General features: G+C 60.0%; 13 protein-coding genes. 5 read left to right on the top strand and 8 right to left on the bottom strand.

Going from position 1 to position 14,520, the window contains the following annotated elements; translation table 11 throughout:
• Positions 1-3: 3 nt before the first annotated feature.
• On the bottom strand, positions 4-450 hold the full coding sequence (locus tag Q1A85_RS06295; protein WP_299686517.1) for an RbsD/FucU domain-containing protein: 447 nt from the start codon (positions 448-450) through the stop codon (positions 4-6).
• 173 nt (positions 451-623) lie between these two features.
• Here Q1A85_RS06295 and Q1A85_RS06290 point away from each other — a divergent pair, with 173 nt between their 5' ends.
• Together Q1A85_RS06290 and Q1A85_RS06285 are read left to right on the top strand one after the other, a co-directional pair.
• The gene (locus tag Q1A85_RS06290; RefSeq protein ID WP_299686516.1) at positions 624-1,280 is read left to right on the top strand and encodes a DUF998 domain-containing protein; all 657 of its coding nucleotides are present in this window, start codon (positions 624-626) and stop codon (positions 1,278-1,280) included.
• Positions 1,280-1,798: a YetF domain-containing protein gene (locus Q1A85_RS06285; protein ID WP_299686515.1), complete on the top strand. Its 519-nt coding sequence runs from the start codon at positions 1,280-1,282 to the stop codon at positions 1,796-1,798. The genes Q1A85_RS06290 and Q1A85_RS06285 overlap by 1 nt, the downstream gene beginning before the upstream one ends.
• Before the next feature lie 111 nt (positions 1,799-1,909).
• On the opposite strand, the gene ugpC is transcribed toward Q1A85_RS06285, so the two are convergent.
• Complete coding sequence (gene ugpC / locus Q1A85_RS06280; protein ID WP_299686514.1) at positions 1,910-2,947, bottom strand: sn-glycerol-3-phosphate ABC transporter ATP-binding protein UgpC; 1,038 nt, start codon at positions 2,945-2,947, stop codon at positions 1,910-1,912.
• Between the two features lie 216 nt (positions 2,948-3,163).
• Between ugpC and Q1A85_RS06275 the strand changes: the two genes are divergently transcribed.
• Complete coding sequence (locus Q1A85_RS06275) at positions 3,164-4,792, top strand: substrate-binding domain-containing protein (RefSeq protein WP_299686513.1); 1,629 nt, start codon at positions 3,164-3,166, stop codon at positions 4,790-4,792.
• Between the two features lie 75 nt (positions 4,793-4,867).
• Here Q1A85_RS06275 and Q1A85_RS06270 read toward each other — a convergent pair whose 3' ends face one another.
• The gene (locus Q1A85_RS06270; RefSeq protein WP_299686512.1) at positions 4,868-5,284 is read right to left on the bottom strand and encodes a GNAT family N-acetyltransferase; all 417 of its coding nucleotides are present in this window, start codon (positions 5,282-5,284) and stop codon (positions 4,868-4,870) included.
• A gap of 253 nt (positions 5,285-5,537) precedes the next feature.
• Here Q1A85_RS06270 and Q1A85_RS06265 point away from each other — a divergent pair, with 253 nt between their 5' ends.
• Both Q1A85_RS06265 and Q1A85_RS06260 read left to right on the top strand, forming a co-directional pair.
• Positions 5,538-6,641, top strand: a complete 1,104-nt coding sequence (locus Q1A85_RS06265) for a sugar ABC transporter permease (RefSeq protein ID WP_299686511.1) — start codon at positions 5,538-5,540, stop codon at positions 6,639-6,641.
• Positions 6,638-7,552 (top strand): carbohydrate ABC transporter permease, encoded by a 915-nt coding sequence (locus Q1A85_RS06260; RefSeq protein ID WP_299686510.1) that lies wholly within the window; start codon positions 6,638-6,640, stop codon positions 7,550-7,552. Before Q1A85_RS06265 ends, Q1A85_RS06260 begins: the two co-directional genes overlap by 4 nt.
• Positions 7,553-7,575: 23 nt before the next feature.
• On the opposite strand, the gene Q1A85_RS06255 is transcribed toward Q1A85_RS06260, so the two are convergent.
• The 5 genes from Q1A85_RS06255 to Q1A85_RS06235 all read right to left on the bottom strand — a co-directional run bounded on the left by Q1A85_RS06255 (position 7,576) and on the right by Q1A85_RS06235 (position 14,496).
• Positions 7,576-8,139, bottom strand: coding sequence for a hypothetical protein (locus Q1A85_RS06255; protein ID WP_299686509.1), 564 nt, complete (start codon positions 8,137-8,139; stop codon positions 7,576-7,578).
• Positions 8,136-10,685 carry an HWE histidine kinase domain-containing protein gene (locus tag Q1A85_RS06250; protein ID WP_299686507.1) on the bottom strand — a complete coding sequence of 850 codons (2,550 nt, stop codon included), beginning with the start codon at positions 10,683-10,685 and terminating at the stop codon, positions 8,136-8,138. Before Q1A85_RS06250 ends, Q1A85_RS06255 begins: the two co-directional genes overlap by 4 nt.
• 432 nt (positions 10,686-11,117) lie before the next feature.
• Positions 11,118-12,605 (bottom strand): FGGY-family carbohydrate kinase, encoded by a 1,488-nt coding sequence (locus Q1A85_RS06245; RefSeq protein WP_299686505.1) that lies wholly within the window; start codon positions 12,603-12,605, stop codon positions 11,118-11,120.
• Positions 12,605-13,699, bottom strand: a complete 1,095-nt coding sequence (locus tag Q1A85_RS06240; RefSeq protein ID WP_299686503.1) for a M20/M25/M40 family metallo-hydrolase — start codon at positions 13,697-13,699, stop codon at positions 12,605-12,607. Before Q1A85_RS06240 ends, Q1A85_RS06245 begins: the two co-directional genes overlap by 1 nt.
• Positions 13,696-14,496, bottom strand: coding sequence for a BtpA/SgcQ family protein (locus Q1A85_RS06235; protein WP_299686501.1), 801 nt, complete (start codon positions 14,494-14,496; stop codon positions 13,696-13,698). The genes Q1A85_RS06240 and Q1A85_RS06235 overlap by 4 nt, the downstream gene beginning before the upstream one ends.
• Positions 14,497-14,520: the final 24 nt, after the last annotated feature.

The raw sequence follows: 14,520 nt of genomic DNA, 5'->3' as shown, positions 1-14,520 counted from the left end.
GGCTCAGTCCTCGTCCGGCCCAACCACGCCCTTGCGCAGGGCAAAGCAGCCGTAGAAACGCCGTTCGCCGGTCTGGATCACCGCATAGGCCTGTTTTGCGCGATCATAAAAAGCATAACGCTCGATGCTCATCATGGTGGGGCCGTCTGCCGCGGTAACCTCGGCCTGTACTTCTTTCATGACGGGCAGGATGGTCTCTGGCTCGCCCACCACTTCCATACGTGCAGCGGCATCATCGACAAATGTGTCGATGGGAAAAACGGACAGGACCGCGCGCACCACCTCGGCCGCAGGCCGGTCGATGCGCAGCACTTCGCCCAGCGTCGTGTCGCGCGCAACACTGTCGGATGGAAAATTCGTGTCAGCGACAATCAGGTCATCCCCGTGGCCCATGGCGCGCAAAGCATAAAGCACGTCGGCGTTCAGGATGGGGGCAATTCCTTTGAGCATAATGTCCTCCGCTTTTGGAACACGGTAGCCGAGGATGTGTTCAGACCCAAGGGCGGGTTTGGGGCCCTCTTTGACCAATGCTGAAAGCCGCACGAATGTCCGCTCCCGATGCCTGGGTTTCAAAGGTCCGACGTCGGACTACGTAACGCGCATACCGTGTGCCAGGAGCCGAAATGCCGCCGACCACCGAAACCGACCGACAGATGCCACCAGAAGTGAACGAGCAACCGCTCCTTCTTTTGTCCCTTAGCCTTCTTTCGGTCTTTGGCTGCCTTGCGCTGGCTGCCTCAATCCTCATCGCAGACTTTGTCGTTCCAAACCATGACTGGATTGCCGATACAATCAGCGATCTGGGCGCGGGGCGCTACGAATTCATCGTCGATATCGGTCTGTACGCCTTTTCCGCCGCGCTAATTGGCCTCGCTGTGTCCTCCGCGCACGTTCATCTCGGCGCATGGGACTGGAGCGTCGGGATCATTGCACTCATTGTCTTTGGGTTGTTGGTGTTTTTAATCGGTGCCCGTAACGAATACGGCGATAACGACAGTGATGGCTGGGTGATCCATATCTATCTTGTCTACGGCTTGGGCGTCGCAATGACCGTCGCTTGCTTTGCTCTGGCACGCGGAGCGGCACGGGCCAGTCCACGCTACCGTACGATCCTGATCGCCACCGGCATCGTCTGGGTTGTTTCGGCTCCCGTGTTCTTCTTTTTACCCACGGACATCGACGGCATTTACGAGCGTTACCTCGGCGCAGTCTCCTTCGTGCTCATTTTGACCCTCGCACACCTTTTCTACCAACGCTCCAAGCAGCAGAAAGCAAGCTGATGTTCACCGACATTTCCGCTCTCGACGTATTCCTGCGGGGCACATTGCTTTCCCTTGTCGGCCTTTCATGGGTGGTGATAAGCGTGCGCATCGTCGGCCTGCGCGCATTCTCCAAAATGACTTCATTCGATTTCGTCACCACCGTCGCTATTGGTTCGCTTCTCGCGGGATGTGTGCAAGCCACGAGTTGGAGTGCGATGGTGCAAGCGCTGATCGCCATTTCAGCCCTCCTAGGTGTCCAGTATGCCGTGTCTCGCATTCGCGCCGAACGTGATGACTTGGAGGGCATCATAGACAACACACCTACGCTACTGATGCGCGACGGTGAGTTTCTGGAAACCGCACTCACACGCACCAGAACTTCGCGCGGTGACGTAATCGCCAAGCTTCGCGAGGCAAATGTGCTGCATTTCAGCGAAGTTCGCGCCGCTGTGCTCGAAGCCACCGGAGATATCTCTGTGCTGCATGGTGAGAGCTTGGACGATGTCCTTCTTAAAGGAGTAAAGATCGGCGCGTGACGTTAAGCGAGCGGGTGATCCTATCGTGGCTGGCGGGTGATCCAAAAGCTGAAATTCGCGCTTTCGATTGAAGGTTGGCTTTGTCCCCAAAGCTGACAGTCCCAAGCGAAATCACGACATACGCGCGCCGCTGTCTGCGTTGAACACGTGCAGGTACTCGGTGTCGGGGGCCAGGTGCACCGTCTGGCCCGGCTCGAACGCGTGGCGTTCGCGAAAGACGGCCGTGATGTCCTGGCCCTGACAGGTCAGAAAGACCATCGTTTCGGACCCGGTGGGTTCTACCACCTTGACCTGCATTTCGAGCCCGGTGTCTGCCAGTGACAAGTGTTCGGGCCGGATGCCCAGCCGCACCTTGCCCGCGCCAGCGGGGCCGGGGAAAACCTGACCGCTGACCCTGATCTGGCCGTCCACCAATTCAGCGTCCAGCAGGTTCATCGACGGCGCGCCGATAAACGTCGCAACGAATTCGTTGGCCGGGTTGTCATAAAGGTCGAGCGGGGTGCCGATCTGTTCGATATTGCCTGCCTGCATCACAACGATCCGGTCGGCCAGTGTCATCGCCTCGATCTGGTCGTGGGTGACAAAGATCGTCGTGGTCTTGAGCCGCTGGTGCAGTTCCTTGATTTCTGTGCGCATCTGGATGCGCAGCTTGGCATCGAGGTTCGACAGCGGCTCGTCAAAGAGGAACACCTGCGGATCGCGCACAATGGCGCGCCCCATGGCCACCCGCTGGCGCTGGCCACCGGACAGGTGGCGCGGCTTGCGGTCGAGATATTCGGTCAGGCTGAGGATTTCGGCGGCCTCAGCCACGCGGCGCTTGATCTCGGCCCTGTCAGCCCCGGCGACCTTGAGCGCAAAGCCCATATTCTCGGCCACGGATTTGTGGGGATATAGTGCATACGTCTGGAACACCATCGCAATGTCGCGCTGCGCGGGCGGCAGGTTGTTCACCACACGCTCCCCGATGGCGATCGTGCCGCCGTTGATCGGCTCCAGCCCGGCGATCATACGCAGCAACGTGGACTTGCCGCAGCCCGAAGGGCCCACAAGGGCAACAAACTCCCCATCGCCGATGTCAACATTCACGCCGTGAATGACCTCGACCGCGCCGTAGGATTTGCGGATATCGTGTATCTTGACGCCTGCCATGCGCGGCTGTCCCCCCATTGAGCCTTGATGCTAGTGAAAGGGATTTTCCTTGTCCACGTGTCTGAGGCCGCTTTTGTTGACTTAACGTAAATCTCACGCATAGTGAAAGTTCCGCGGGGGGAGTGCGGAGCGCTATCATTCGGAAAACCTATAAGAAAAACGCGCTTTATCATCTGCCCAAGGACGAAATGTGTCACCGATCCAGGGAGGATGAAGATGAAGACGGACCTGTATAACTGCATCAAAGCCGCGCAGAAGATGAACCGGCGCCAGATGCTCAAAGGCACGGCGGCTCTGGGGGCGGCGGCGATGCTGCCTGCGGGCAAGGCCGCGGCGGCGGCACATGCCAATGTCCGCGCCGAAATCCTCAAAATCCCCGGCGTGGGTGCCGGATCGCCCACCGACAGCGATTGGCAGAAGGTCGGTGAAATGTGCCTCGGCGCCACCAAAGAGAACGTGGCCGAAGGCGAATTTGCCGGGGTTGAACTGACGTTCATGGGGCTGAACAACCAAAACCTGCACAACTTCCTGTTCCGCGGATTCCTGAAACCGTGGGAGGCGTATACCGGGGCCAAGATCAACTGGATCGACCTTGCGCAGGCCGACTACAACGCGCGCCTGCAACAGTCGATTGCCACGGGCACGGTCGACTTCGACATCATCGAGATGGGTGCCCCGTTCGAAGGGGACGTGTTGGGTAAGGGCCTCGCTTCCGAGATGCCGGATTGGGTCAAGGAACAGATCGACATGGACGACTATGTCGATTACCTCAAAGCGCCCGTGGGCACATGGGACGGCAAGACGTACCGGGTGTCGATTGACGGCGACTGTCACAGCTTTGCCTATCGCAAGGATTACTTTGGTCCCGACGGCATTGGCGGTGCCGAAGTGCCCACCACATGGCAGGAGATCAATCAGGTTTCCAAGGATCTGGTCGGCAAGGAAGACCCGCTGACCGGTCTGCCCGCGCATGGCTATCTTGATCCGCTCAAAGGGTGGGGCGGCTTTGGCTTCTATTTCCTCGAAAACCGTGCGGCGGCCTACGCCAAGCACCCCAATTCGCCTGCGTGGCTGTTTGACCCCGACACCATGACGCCGATGGTCAACAACCCGGCCTGGGTGCAGGCCATTCAGGACGTGATGGACCTGATTGAGGCGGGCGCATATCCTGCCGATCAGATCAACGCCGACCCCGGCACAACCGCCTTCCAACAGTTCCTTGCGGGCACCGGGTCCATGCTGATGTGGTGGGGTGACGTCGGCTCAAGCGCGCGCACTTCGGATACGTCCGTGGTGGGGGATGTTGTGGGCTTTGGCATCAACCCGGCCTCGGACCGCGTCTACAACGCACAAGCCGGCGCATGGGAAGACACCCGCAACGAGGCACCCAACATGGCCTATATCGGCTGGGGTGTATACGTCATGGCCACGGTCGAAGGCGACGAGAAGAAGAAGAAAGCGGCTTGGTCCGCTGCGGCCCATCTGGGTGGCAAGGACCTGTCGCTTTGGGCGTCGGCTTATCCGTCGGGCTTCCAGCCATATCGCAATTCGCACTTTCAGTTCGAAGAGTGGGAAGAGGCAGGTTATGACCGCGCGTTCATTGAGGATTACCTCGGCTCCAACGCAGACAGCTACAACCACCCGAACGCTGCCATCGAACCCCGCATTCCGGGTATCTTCCAGTACTATTCGGTTGCCGAAGACGAGTTGGCCAAAGGCTACGCGGGTCAATACGGCTCCGCACAGGAGACGGCAGACGCCATCGCCGCCGCTTGGGAAGAGATCACGGACCAGATCGGGCGCGACAGCCAGATCGCGATCTACAGGGCCTCTCTGGGCCTGTAATCTCGCAAGAAAAACTCTGCAAAGCGCGGCATACGTGCCGCGCTTTGCATTGGCCACGATCCGCCATGCGGGAGGTTACGTCAGGTCTGTTTCGAGACGGAATTTGAGAAACCTGGCGCCGTCGTAATTGACCTCGCCAATGTGCCGCGCGCCAAGCCTTTTCAGCGCGCCGATGTTCCGCCGGGATGGTGGCAGCAGAAATGTGACGAATGGGATGCGTTCGTCGGCCACGGCAAACTCAAGCGCCTTTCGTGCAATGCGAATGCCAAGGCCGAACCGGTCGGGTTTCAGCACCAATCCGAAATCCCACTCATCGCCCTCTTTCTGAAAGCCGCCCCAGCCGACATATTGACCATCGGCGAGAAACGCCCAATGTCCAAGGCCGTTACGCGCCCAGTGTTCTTCCTTTTTTGCAACAAATCCCGCCGCCGTCGCCTCATCCCAGTCAAATGTCAAAAGAGGCATATGCTCGGCCAGGCGGGGATCAGACATATGCGCGGCGATCTCCGTTGGCTTGATTTTTGGCAGCCGGGCAAATTCAATCTCGGGTTTCACGTTTGTTTCCTTTGGTGATCTTCAGGCTTTTGATCCGCCGAACGTGCCCTGACAAGGACCCATTCGCCGCCGCGCCCCTTCAGTGCGTTTGATTGCCGGGCGTGGCGTACATCGCGGGCAACTTGCGGCCTGCGCCATGTTTCTGACTTTCGTACTTAACAGCCGGTTGCGTCCTCGTTAACGTCGCGCCATGACGACCGAAGGCGACCTTCTTCATACGGTGACGGCCGACGACATCTCGGAGACCCGCAAGCGTATGGGGAAACTCATGGTTTGGGGCGCGGCGGCGCTGTGTGTTGCGCTCGCAGTTTGGCAGTTCGCCCATGAAACCGGGCGCATTGATGCGGGGTTCAGCAACTGGCGACCGGTGCTTTATGCCTACATGCTTTGGGCGACGGCGCTGTGTGCGGCACAGGTGATGGTGCGGGGTGAGGCGGGCAAACGGACGCTGTTTGTCCTTCCCGCGGCGCTCTTTGTGATCAGCCTTGTGGTGTTTCCGCTGCTCTTTGCCCTGTATATTTCGTTCACCGATTGGAACCTTGCATCCGTGAACGGACCGCAGCCCAATGGCTGGGACAACGTGGTACAGATGTGGAACGATCAGTTCTACTGGAACGCGCTGAAAAACATGGTCTATTACGTCCTCGCAGTCAGCGTGGAATATGTGATTGCCTTTGGCCTTGCGCTTTTGCTGAACGCGCAAATCCGAGCGCGCAAATTCTTTCGCGTGGTGTTCCTGTTGCCGCTGATGCTCAGCCCGGTGGCTGTGTCGTGGATGATTGGCAAATCCATGCTGGAGGTCCGGTTTGGCCCCATCAGCCGCGTGGTGCGCGAGTTGGGGTTCGAACCCAGCTTTTTCGGCAGTCCCGAGATTGCGCGTTTCATGATCATGGCGATGGACGCGTGGACCTTCATCCCGTTCATGATGATCATGCTGCTGGCGGGATTGCAGGCGCTGCCACGTGAGGTGATCGAGGCGTCCAAGGTCGACGGCGCCACCGGTTGGCAAAGCTTCCGCGAGGTGATCTTTCCGTTGATGTTGCCCGTGTCGTTGACGGCCATTGTGATCCGCATCATCTTTAAACTGAAGCTGGCCGATATCATCATCAACGTCACCTCCGGCGGGCCGGGTGGGGCAACGGATTCCGTCACCAGCTTTATCTTTCGCGAATATCGTGACCGGTCGAATGTCGGCTACGGGACGCTGCTGGCGATGGTCTATCTTGTGCTGATCATCATTTTTGTCACCTTGCTGCTCAAACTGGTGAGCCGCTGGATGGAGCGGCCCGCATGACGCCCGTGTTCAAGGATCACGAGGGCGACCGCGGTGCGCAGACCAAATGGTGGGCCAGCCGGATCGCGATTTACGGCGCGCTGATCCTTTGGGCGGTCATCTGCCTTTTCCCGATCTACTGGACGCTCACCACCTCGTTCAAACTGGCCCCGGACGTGATGCGCGGCAACATGGTGCCGTGGTACGATTACACGCCACGCTGGAAAGGGTGGGAGTCGCTGGGCCTGTCGCCACGCCTTATTGGCGAGGTTTCAACCGTGCGCGAGGAATTTCTGAAACGGTTTTGGAACAGCACGATTATTGCGACATCGGCCTCTTTGCTGGCTGTGATCTTGGGCTCACTTGCCGCTTATGGGTTGTCGCGGTTCAATTACCGTTTTGGGTTCATGCGCAATTCGGACATCTCGTTCTTTTTCCTCAGCCAGATGATCCTGCCGCCCGTGGTGCTGGCCCTGCCTTTCCTCGTGCTCTATCGCTCACTGGACTTGCTCGACAGTCAGATCGGCCTGATCCTGCTGTATACGCTGATGGTGCTGCCCATCGTCATCTGGATCATGCGGGACCAGTTTCAGGGCATTCCGGTGGAATTGGAGGAGGCGGCACTGGTCGATGGTTTGGGCATCTGGGGCGCGTTTTTGCAGATTGTGCTGCCCATCGCGCTGCCGGGGATGGTCGCGGCATTCATCCTGAGCCTTGTTCTGTGCTGGAACGAATATTTCTTTGCCGCTCTGCTCAGTTCGACGAATGCCACGACCCTTCCGGTGATGGTGGCGAGCCAAACCGGTTCGCAGGGCATCAATTGGTGGTCGATGGCGGCGCTGTCCTCGGCTGCAATCCTGCCGCTGATTGTCGTGGCGATCTTCCTAGAAAAGTACATCATCAAGGGAATGGCAGCCGGGGCGGTCAAGTAACAACCCTTTGCTGGCTGTTGGCGTCAGGCCCGTCCAATATTGCGGCTTAACCGCGACACATAGGCAAAAGTCCGGTCCGCTCCCTGTTCGATCCGGACAAGATCAGCACTCACTTGTCCGCGCATGTCCAGTTCTTTCAGGAGGGACGTCCACAGATCGGCTGATGGTGACAGACCCACGAAATGGTGTCGGCGCTGGGGCAGGGCGTGCAGGATGTTCGACCTCATGCTGTTGCGGCCAAACGCTGCGCCATGCGCCACATAAAGCGCGCCCAGCACGGCGTGTTCGCATCCCAGCCGGAAACGCGGCGAACCCAAGGACGGCCCATCACGGTGCCGCAAGTCCTGCTCCAAGCTATGGCACTCTCGGTGCACAGAGAATTCCGGATACACGTCCATCTGCGTCCGCGCCCGCTCTACCGCCGCGTAGAGACCGTGGAAAACCGCCAGTGCATCCGCATAGTCGGAGGCGGTCAGGCCGGGGTTCATCAGACGTGATAGCAACGGGTCATGGTGCAGCGCCTGATGCACATCATCGGTCACATGGGCGAGGTGTTTTCGGACATTTATGCGCTCGGCCTGCATCATAGCCCCAGCGCCTGCAGCGCCTGTTCCAGTGATGCGCTGCGCAATGGCTTTTTCAGAACCTGTACATCCGGGAATAAGTCTGCGGGAACGCCTTCGCTGCCATATCCGGTGACAAAGACAAAGGGCACACCCAATTCCTTAAGATCGCGCGCAACGCCAAAGGATGTCTGCCCAGCGGACAGGTTGACGTCGAGGATCGCAAACGCGGGCTTTGCAAGGGCGATAGCCTCGCGCGCGTCGCTGATCGTCATGGCGGTATGCACCTCGTCAAAGCCGACGGCATTCATGACCTGCATGGTATCGAGCGACACAACAAAGCTGTCTTCGACAAGCAAACACGTCTGGGCCGCCCGCGTCGATGCCGCCGTGGTGCCGTCCGATTGCGTGATGTTGCGTTTGGATTGGTTGCTGCTGGTGAGCCCGACATACCGCATGGTGCTGAGCATATCGCCCGGCAATCTGAGCGCCGCGGTAAAGCCGTCTTTGGCAAAATCCTGCGAGATGGTGCCGCGCAGTTCGTTTCGCACCGCATTCTGAAGAAGGTTCGTGCCAAAGCCCTGCCGGGTGGGCGGATGGACCTCTGGGCCGCCGGATTCACGCCAGGACAAAATCAGTTCCTCACCATCCAAATCCAGTTGGATGTCGACCTGACCGCGTTCATCTGACAGCGCGCCGTATTTCGACGCGTTTGTCATCAGCTCGTGCATCACCAGCGCAAAAATCGGAGCCATTTCCGGGTTCAGCCCAATATCCTCGCCAGTGATCGTCACGCGTGTGCGCGCGACACTGTGCGCCTCCGCCTCCAATTCGAGAATATCGCGAATGCTGACATAGGCTGTGGGCTGTTCGACGGCCAGCGAATGCGCTGTGGCGACCGCCTCAATCCGGGCTTCGAGGGTTTGGACGTATTCTTCGATACTGTCTGCGCTATGCTGCGATTGCCGCGACAGGGAGCGGATCAGCGACAGGATATTGCGCACCCGGTGGTTCAACTCGTCGATCAGGATTTTTTGCTGGCGCGAGGTCTTTTCGATCAGCGCATTGCGTTCTGAGTTGATCAGGATGGACCACACGTCGCGCGCCACCTGATGATCCTCGGATTGCCATGGCGTGGACGTGCCGCGCACTGTCTCCTTGTAGGTCTCAAAGGACCCTCTGGGGCGGAGCCGCGCATTGGCGCCTTGGCCTTCGATGTCTTTGGTCGGCGCGCCGGCCCATGTCACCTGACGCTCGCGGTCACGCCGAATGAACGCGACAAAGCTGTCGCCCCGCATGGGCGTCATGTGCAGCCCGGCAATGTCCGGGCCAAGGGCGCGGGCCAGTTCCGGGTGTTGCGATTGCAGAGCGGAGGAATGCAGCGGCTCGTCCAGAGTCTGGCCCAATTTCAACAGCGCCTGGAGGCCAGCCTCGGGGGGCACCAGTCCGCAGGTCCGCAGTTGCATGTCTTTGGACAGGATCGCCCCGTCCGCTCGCATGGCGTCTGTCAGACCTTCCAGCAGTTTGGTGTTGAACCGGATATCCGCGTCGCCGGCGGCTGCCGTCTCTGTCAGCTCCCGGCTGAGTTGATCGGCGCGGTGCAGGCGTTGCAACCGTTCGCGTTGCAGGATCGAATCCAGCTTGAGCCCAAAGAAGCGCACGAAATTTCTGCAAATCTCGCGGGTTTGCTGGTCGGGCAGGCGGGGTGTCTCGTGATGCAGCGCAATCATGCCCCAGAGCGCGTCGCCCGCAACCACGTTCAGGGTAAGTGACCCAGCGGTCCCCATATTGCGCAGATACTGAAGATGCACTTCTGACACGCCGCGCAAATGCGAGTGGGTCATGTCAAGCGGGGCGCTGTCTTGCTCTGCGGCAAGGACGGACACCGGTGCCGTGTCCACATCGGCGATGTAACGAAAGGGCGTGCGCTTCATGATTTCGCGGGCTTGTGACGGAATATCCCACGCCGGAAAATTGAGTCCAAGCAGTGACTCCAGCCCCCCGGCGAGCGCCTCGGCGCAGACAGTGCCATTGCCCTCACCGTCAAAGGCGTAGATCATGATGCGATGATAGCCGGTAAAGACCTGCAACAGCTTCACGCTTTTGGCAAACAGGGTGTCCGCGTCGTGAACCGTGTGCAGCTGCTGTGTCAAAAAGGCCAATTGTTGCATGGCATTGTCAGTAAAGCTGCTTTGGATGTCGGCGGGTTCAAACTCAAAAATCGTGCTGCCGACCGCCTGAGAACTGCCCGCGAGCAACGCGTGTCCGTTGAGTGTAAACGGGTCGATCTGCCGCGTGTCGAGATTGAGGTAGGTGGGCAGCAGGTTGTTGACCATGTCGTGCCGCAGCCCTGAGGGGAAAACGTCGTAGATACTGCTTCCCAACGCGTCGCTCAGTGCGATGCCGGTCACTTCTTCGAGGTTCTCGCTGGCGTGGGTCAGGCGCAGTGTTTCGTTGTCGACAGCCACGATTGCACCGTGCGACTGAATCAGTCCCGGAATGTGAACGGGTTCCTCGGCACAATTTTTCAGCGCATTGTCGATATCAACGTCGCGTGTTGCCGAGCTCAATACAACTTCCTCGTGCTTAAAATGCGAATTGTTACGCGCTACAGTATGATCCGAACGCGCTTTCACACAACCCATGCGAGATGCCACCCGTTCGATTGCCTCAGGACTGGACATAGCATCTCGGGCATTTCAGATCTCCTTGGCGCGCAGCGGGGGGAACGCGATCCCTTGGTCTTGCGACGGGTAAGGATCGCCGCACGCGCGGATGACCAAAAAACAGCGCATTTTGTGGACTAAACCACGCAATCTAATAAAATTTTGTGAACACCTGCGGCGTGTGCTGTGTGACCCGGGATGGTGTGTCGGGGCGCTGGATTCAAGCCAGATCGCAAACGGGCAGGCGCGCAGCCGCCACCATATGTCGCAGGACAAAATCGTGGACGAAACGCGCCATTGGTCGCTGAACCGCCCCCATACACGCCAGTGGGACCTTCAGCCCAATGCGCGCGCGATGTCCTTGGTTTGGGCGTAGAGCCGCAGAAACAGGTCATGCGCCGCGTCATAGGATGCGGACGGCGTGGCCGTGATGCTGTGCGCGGCGGGGTTCCATGTGCTGATTTCGGGGCGTTCGACCGTGCCGATGGCAAGCGCCGCCAGAAACGCGTCGCCATAGCTGGCGCCTACGGTCTTTTCGCACACGATCTGGTCGATGCCGGTGATATTGGACGTGGCTTGCAGCCAGAGCGCATTCTTGGTGCCGCCACCCACGGCCAGCAGGCGGGTCGGGGACTGGCCCAGTTCCGCGAAGGTGTCGGTCACGTGGCGCGTGCCGTGGGCAATCCCTTCGATCAGGGCACGGTACATGTCGCCGCGCGTGTGTGTGAGGTTCAATCCAAAGAGCGCGCCCTTGGCATGGATGTTATGGATCGGCGTCCGTTCGCCCGAGAAATAGGGCAGCATCAGCAATCCATTGGCGCCGGGCGGCGATGCGGCGGCTTCGTTTGCGAGGGCGGGAAACGCCTCTGCGGGGTCCAGATCGCGCGCCACTTGATCGCGGAACCAATGGGTCAGGGTGCCCGAGGTCGCAAGCCCCGCCATGGAGGCATGTTCCCCCGCAAACAGCCATGGCGCATACCAGATGCGCGGGTCGGTGACCTTTGATTGCGCGCGCAGGATGATGAAGATGGTTGAGCCGTACATCATCATCATATCGCCCGGGCGGTCCACTCCGACTGACAGCGCCTCTGCTGCGGCGTCGATCGTGCCCGCGGTCACCGGAGTGCCGGGGACAAGGCCCGTTGCCTCGGCAGCGGCCCGGGTGACGTGTCCCGCAATCTCGTTTGACCACATCAGGCGCGGCAGCTTGTCGAGGGGCAGGATGTCATCGGCAAGATCATCTATCCAATCCTGCGTTTCGACATCATAGAGCGGCGAAAAATTGGCCGCTGTGTAATGGTCGATCACCACTTCACCCGTGAGGCGCTGCACCAGAAAGCTGGTGGAGGTCAGGATATGAGCGGTGTTGGCATAGATCTCGGGGTGACTATGTTTCAGCCAGAGGATTTTTGGACCCACCGACTGCGAGGTGAGCGCGTTGCCACAGCGCGCGATGATTGTGTCCTCGCCGATCCGGTCGGTGAGCGCGCGCACTTCCGCCTCGGCCCGGCCATCCACACCATAAAGCACGCCGTTCATCAGCGGCGCGCCCTGCGCGTCCACCGGCAACATGCAGGGACCAATCGCGCTGCACGCGACGGCCTTGATGTCAGCCGGGTCCACGCCGCTGTCACGCAACAACGTGCGGCAGACATAGACAAAATCGCCCCACCAGTCTTCCTCGGGGCGGTGTTCGGCCCAGCCGGGTTGCGGCACCAGCATCTGGTGACCACGGGAGGCTTGCGCGTGAACGGCACCTGCCGCGTCCACCAGCACGCCTTTGGTTTCGTAGGTGCCGATGTCGATCCCGAGTGTGTAGGCCATCAGGTGTAATCATCCCTGTCGAGTGAAAAATCCGGCCCGATCCGTGCCAGCGCCGCTGTCAGCAATTGGGTCAGGTGTACCAAATCACCCAAGTCGCACATTTCGCGGGCAGAGTGCGCGTAGCGCATGGGAAAGCCCACATCGATAGACGCAACGCCCTGACCCACAAGCTGAACATAAGACAGGTCCGTCAGCACACCGACCTGCGCGCTGCGTTGCAGGTGGATCGCCTCCGCGTGCGCCGTCTGTTCGAACAAATCGACCATGGCCGGATGTGGAATGACCCCGTTCAAAGTGCCGCGCCCATGAAACGAATACAGGCTGATGCCCGGCCCGCCACCCAATGCGATATCTCCATGCTCCCCCATATCCGGCGTGTCGGCGGCAAGCATCAGGTCGATCTGAATGGCAATGTCAGGCTCGATAGTCTGGGCGAGGGGCAGGGCCCCACGCAGGTTGAATTCCTCCTGCACGGTAAAGGCCAGATGCACCGGCGGGCCGGTTTCCCGTGCCTTGAGGTGGCGTGCGACCTCCAGCAGGACAGCGCAGCCCGCACGGTCGTCGACGCTGGTGCCTGCAATCCGGTCATTGGCAAGCGCAACGGCACGTGGTGCATAGACAACGGGCGCCCCGATGCGAATGCCAGCGCCCGCGACCTCCTGCGCCGACCGCAGGCCCACATCTACATAGAGATCACGATAGGGGGTGACGGTGTATTTCTCATCCGGGGCCGTTGCGTGGTGGTTCTTGTTGGCGATCACGCCCGGAACGTCGCGCCCTTCGCCCACGCAGACAAGCACCTCTTGGGCGGCCAGCGCGCGCTCGGGCACTCCGCCCAGACGCTCGAGCCGCAACAGCCCGTCCGCCTCGATGCGGCGCACCACAAAGCCCAGCTGATCCATGTGAGTAAACAGCATGACCGATGGACCTGTGCCCGGGAAATGCGCTGTCAGGTTGCCAAGGCGGTCGGTCGTGCTGTTGATCTCCATGTCGTCCAGTCGGGTGCGGATGGCACGGCGCACGCGGTCCTCGTGCCCTGACAGCCCCGGCACGACCATAAGGTCTATTAGATCGGTTTTCAGACGCGCCTTCATCCGCGAGCCTGCAGAACAAGGTCCATAAAGGCGCGGGCGCGTTCGGGGTCGACCGCGTTCCATGTATCACCGTCCACCTTGAGGGATGACCCCACGATGCACCCATCGGCCACAGCCAGTACATCCGCCACCGTATCGTGTTTCACCCCGGTGTTGGCCATAACCGCCGTGTCCGGCAACACGGCTTTGACCGCCTCAAGATCGGACATCGCGGCGGCCTCGCCGGTGATCTGGCCCGAAACGAGTACCGCGTCCGGCACGGACGAAAACACTGCGCTGCGCGCCCGGTCGGGCAGGGGGCGCTGGTCGAGCGAATGCGCAAACTCCGCCGACACATTATACAACATTGCCATGTCGGGCCGCCCCAGCCGGTTGCGGTAGCGCATCGCCTTGCCCGCATCCGGTGTCCACGGCCCCATGTCCGACGCATAGCTGCCCGTGAAAATCTCGCGGACAAAATCTGCACCAGTGGCCACCCCAAGGGACACGGTCGCCATCGGGTCCCACAACACGTTGACGCCAAAGGGCACCGTGATTTCCGACCGCAATTGGCCGATCAAATGCGCCATCGTCGCCACAGACGCAGTGTCCACGTTGAATTCGTAGGGGCGGTCGTTTTCATTCCCGAACATCACCGCGTCAAATCCTGCATCCTGCAATGCCACCAGATCGGCGCGCGCGGCGGCCAGCAAATCCAAAGACGCATCGTGCAGCGGCGCGCCTGGCAGGGCGCCGATATGGACCATGCCAATGACCGGCTTGGCCGCCCCAAAGACGTGGGCAAAATTCTCTGTCATCTGCTGTCCTCCCCCGCCGACATT

It is taken from the genome of uncultured Tateyamaria sp. (assembly GCF_947503385.1).
GTDB lineage: Bacteria > Pseudomonadota > Alphaproteobacteria > Rhodobacterales > Rhodobacteraceae > Tateyamaria.
This window is presented reverse-complemented; position numbering and strand designations above follow the sequence as displayed.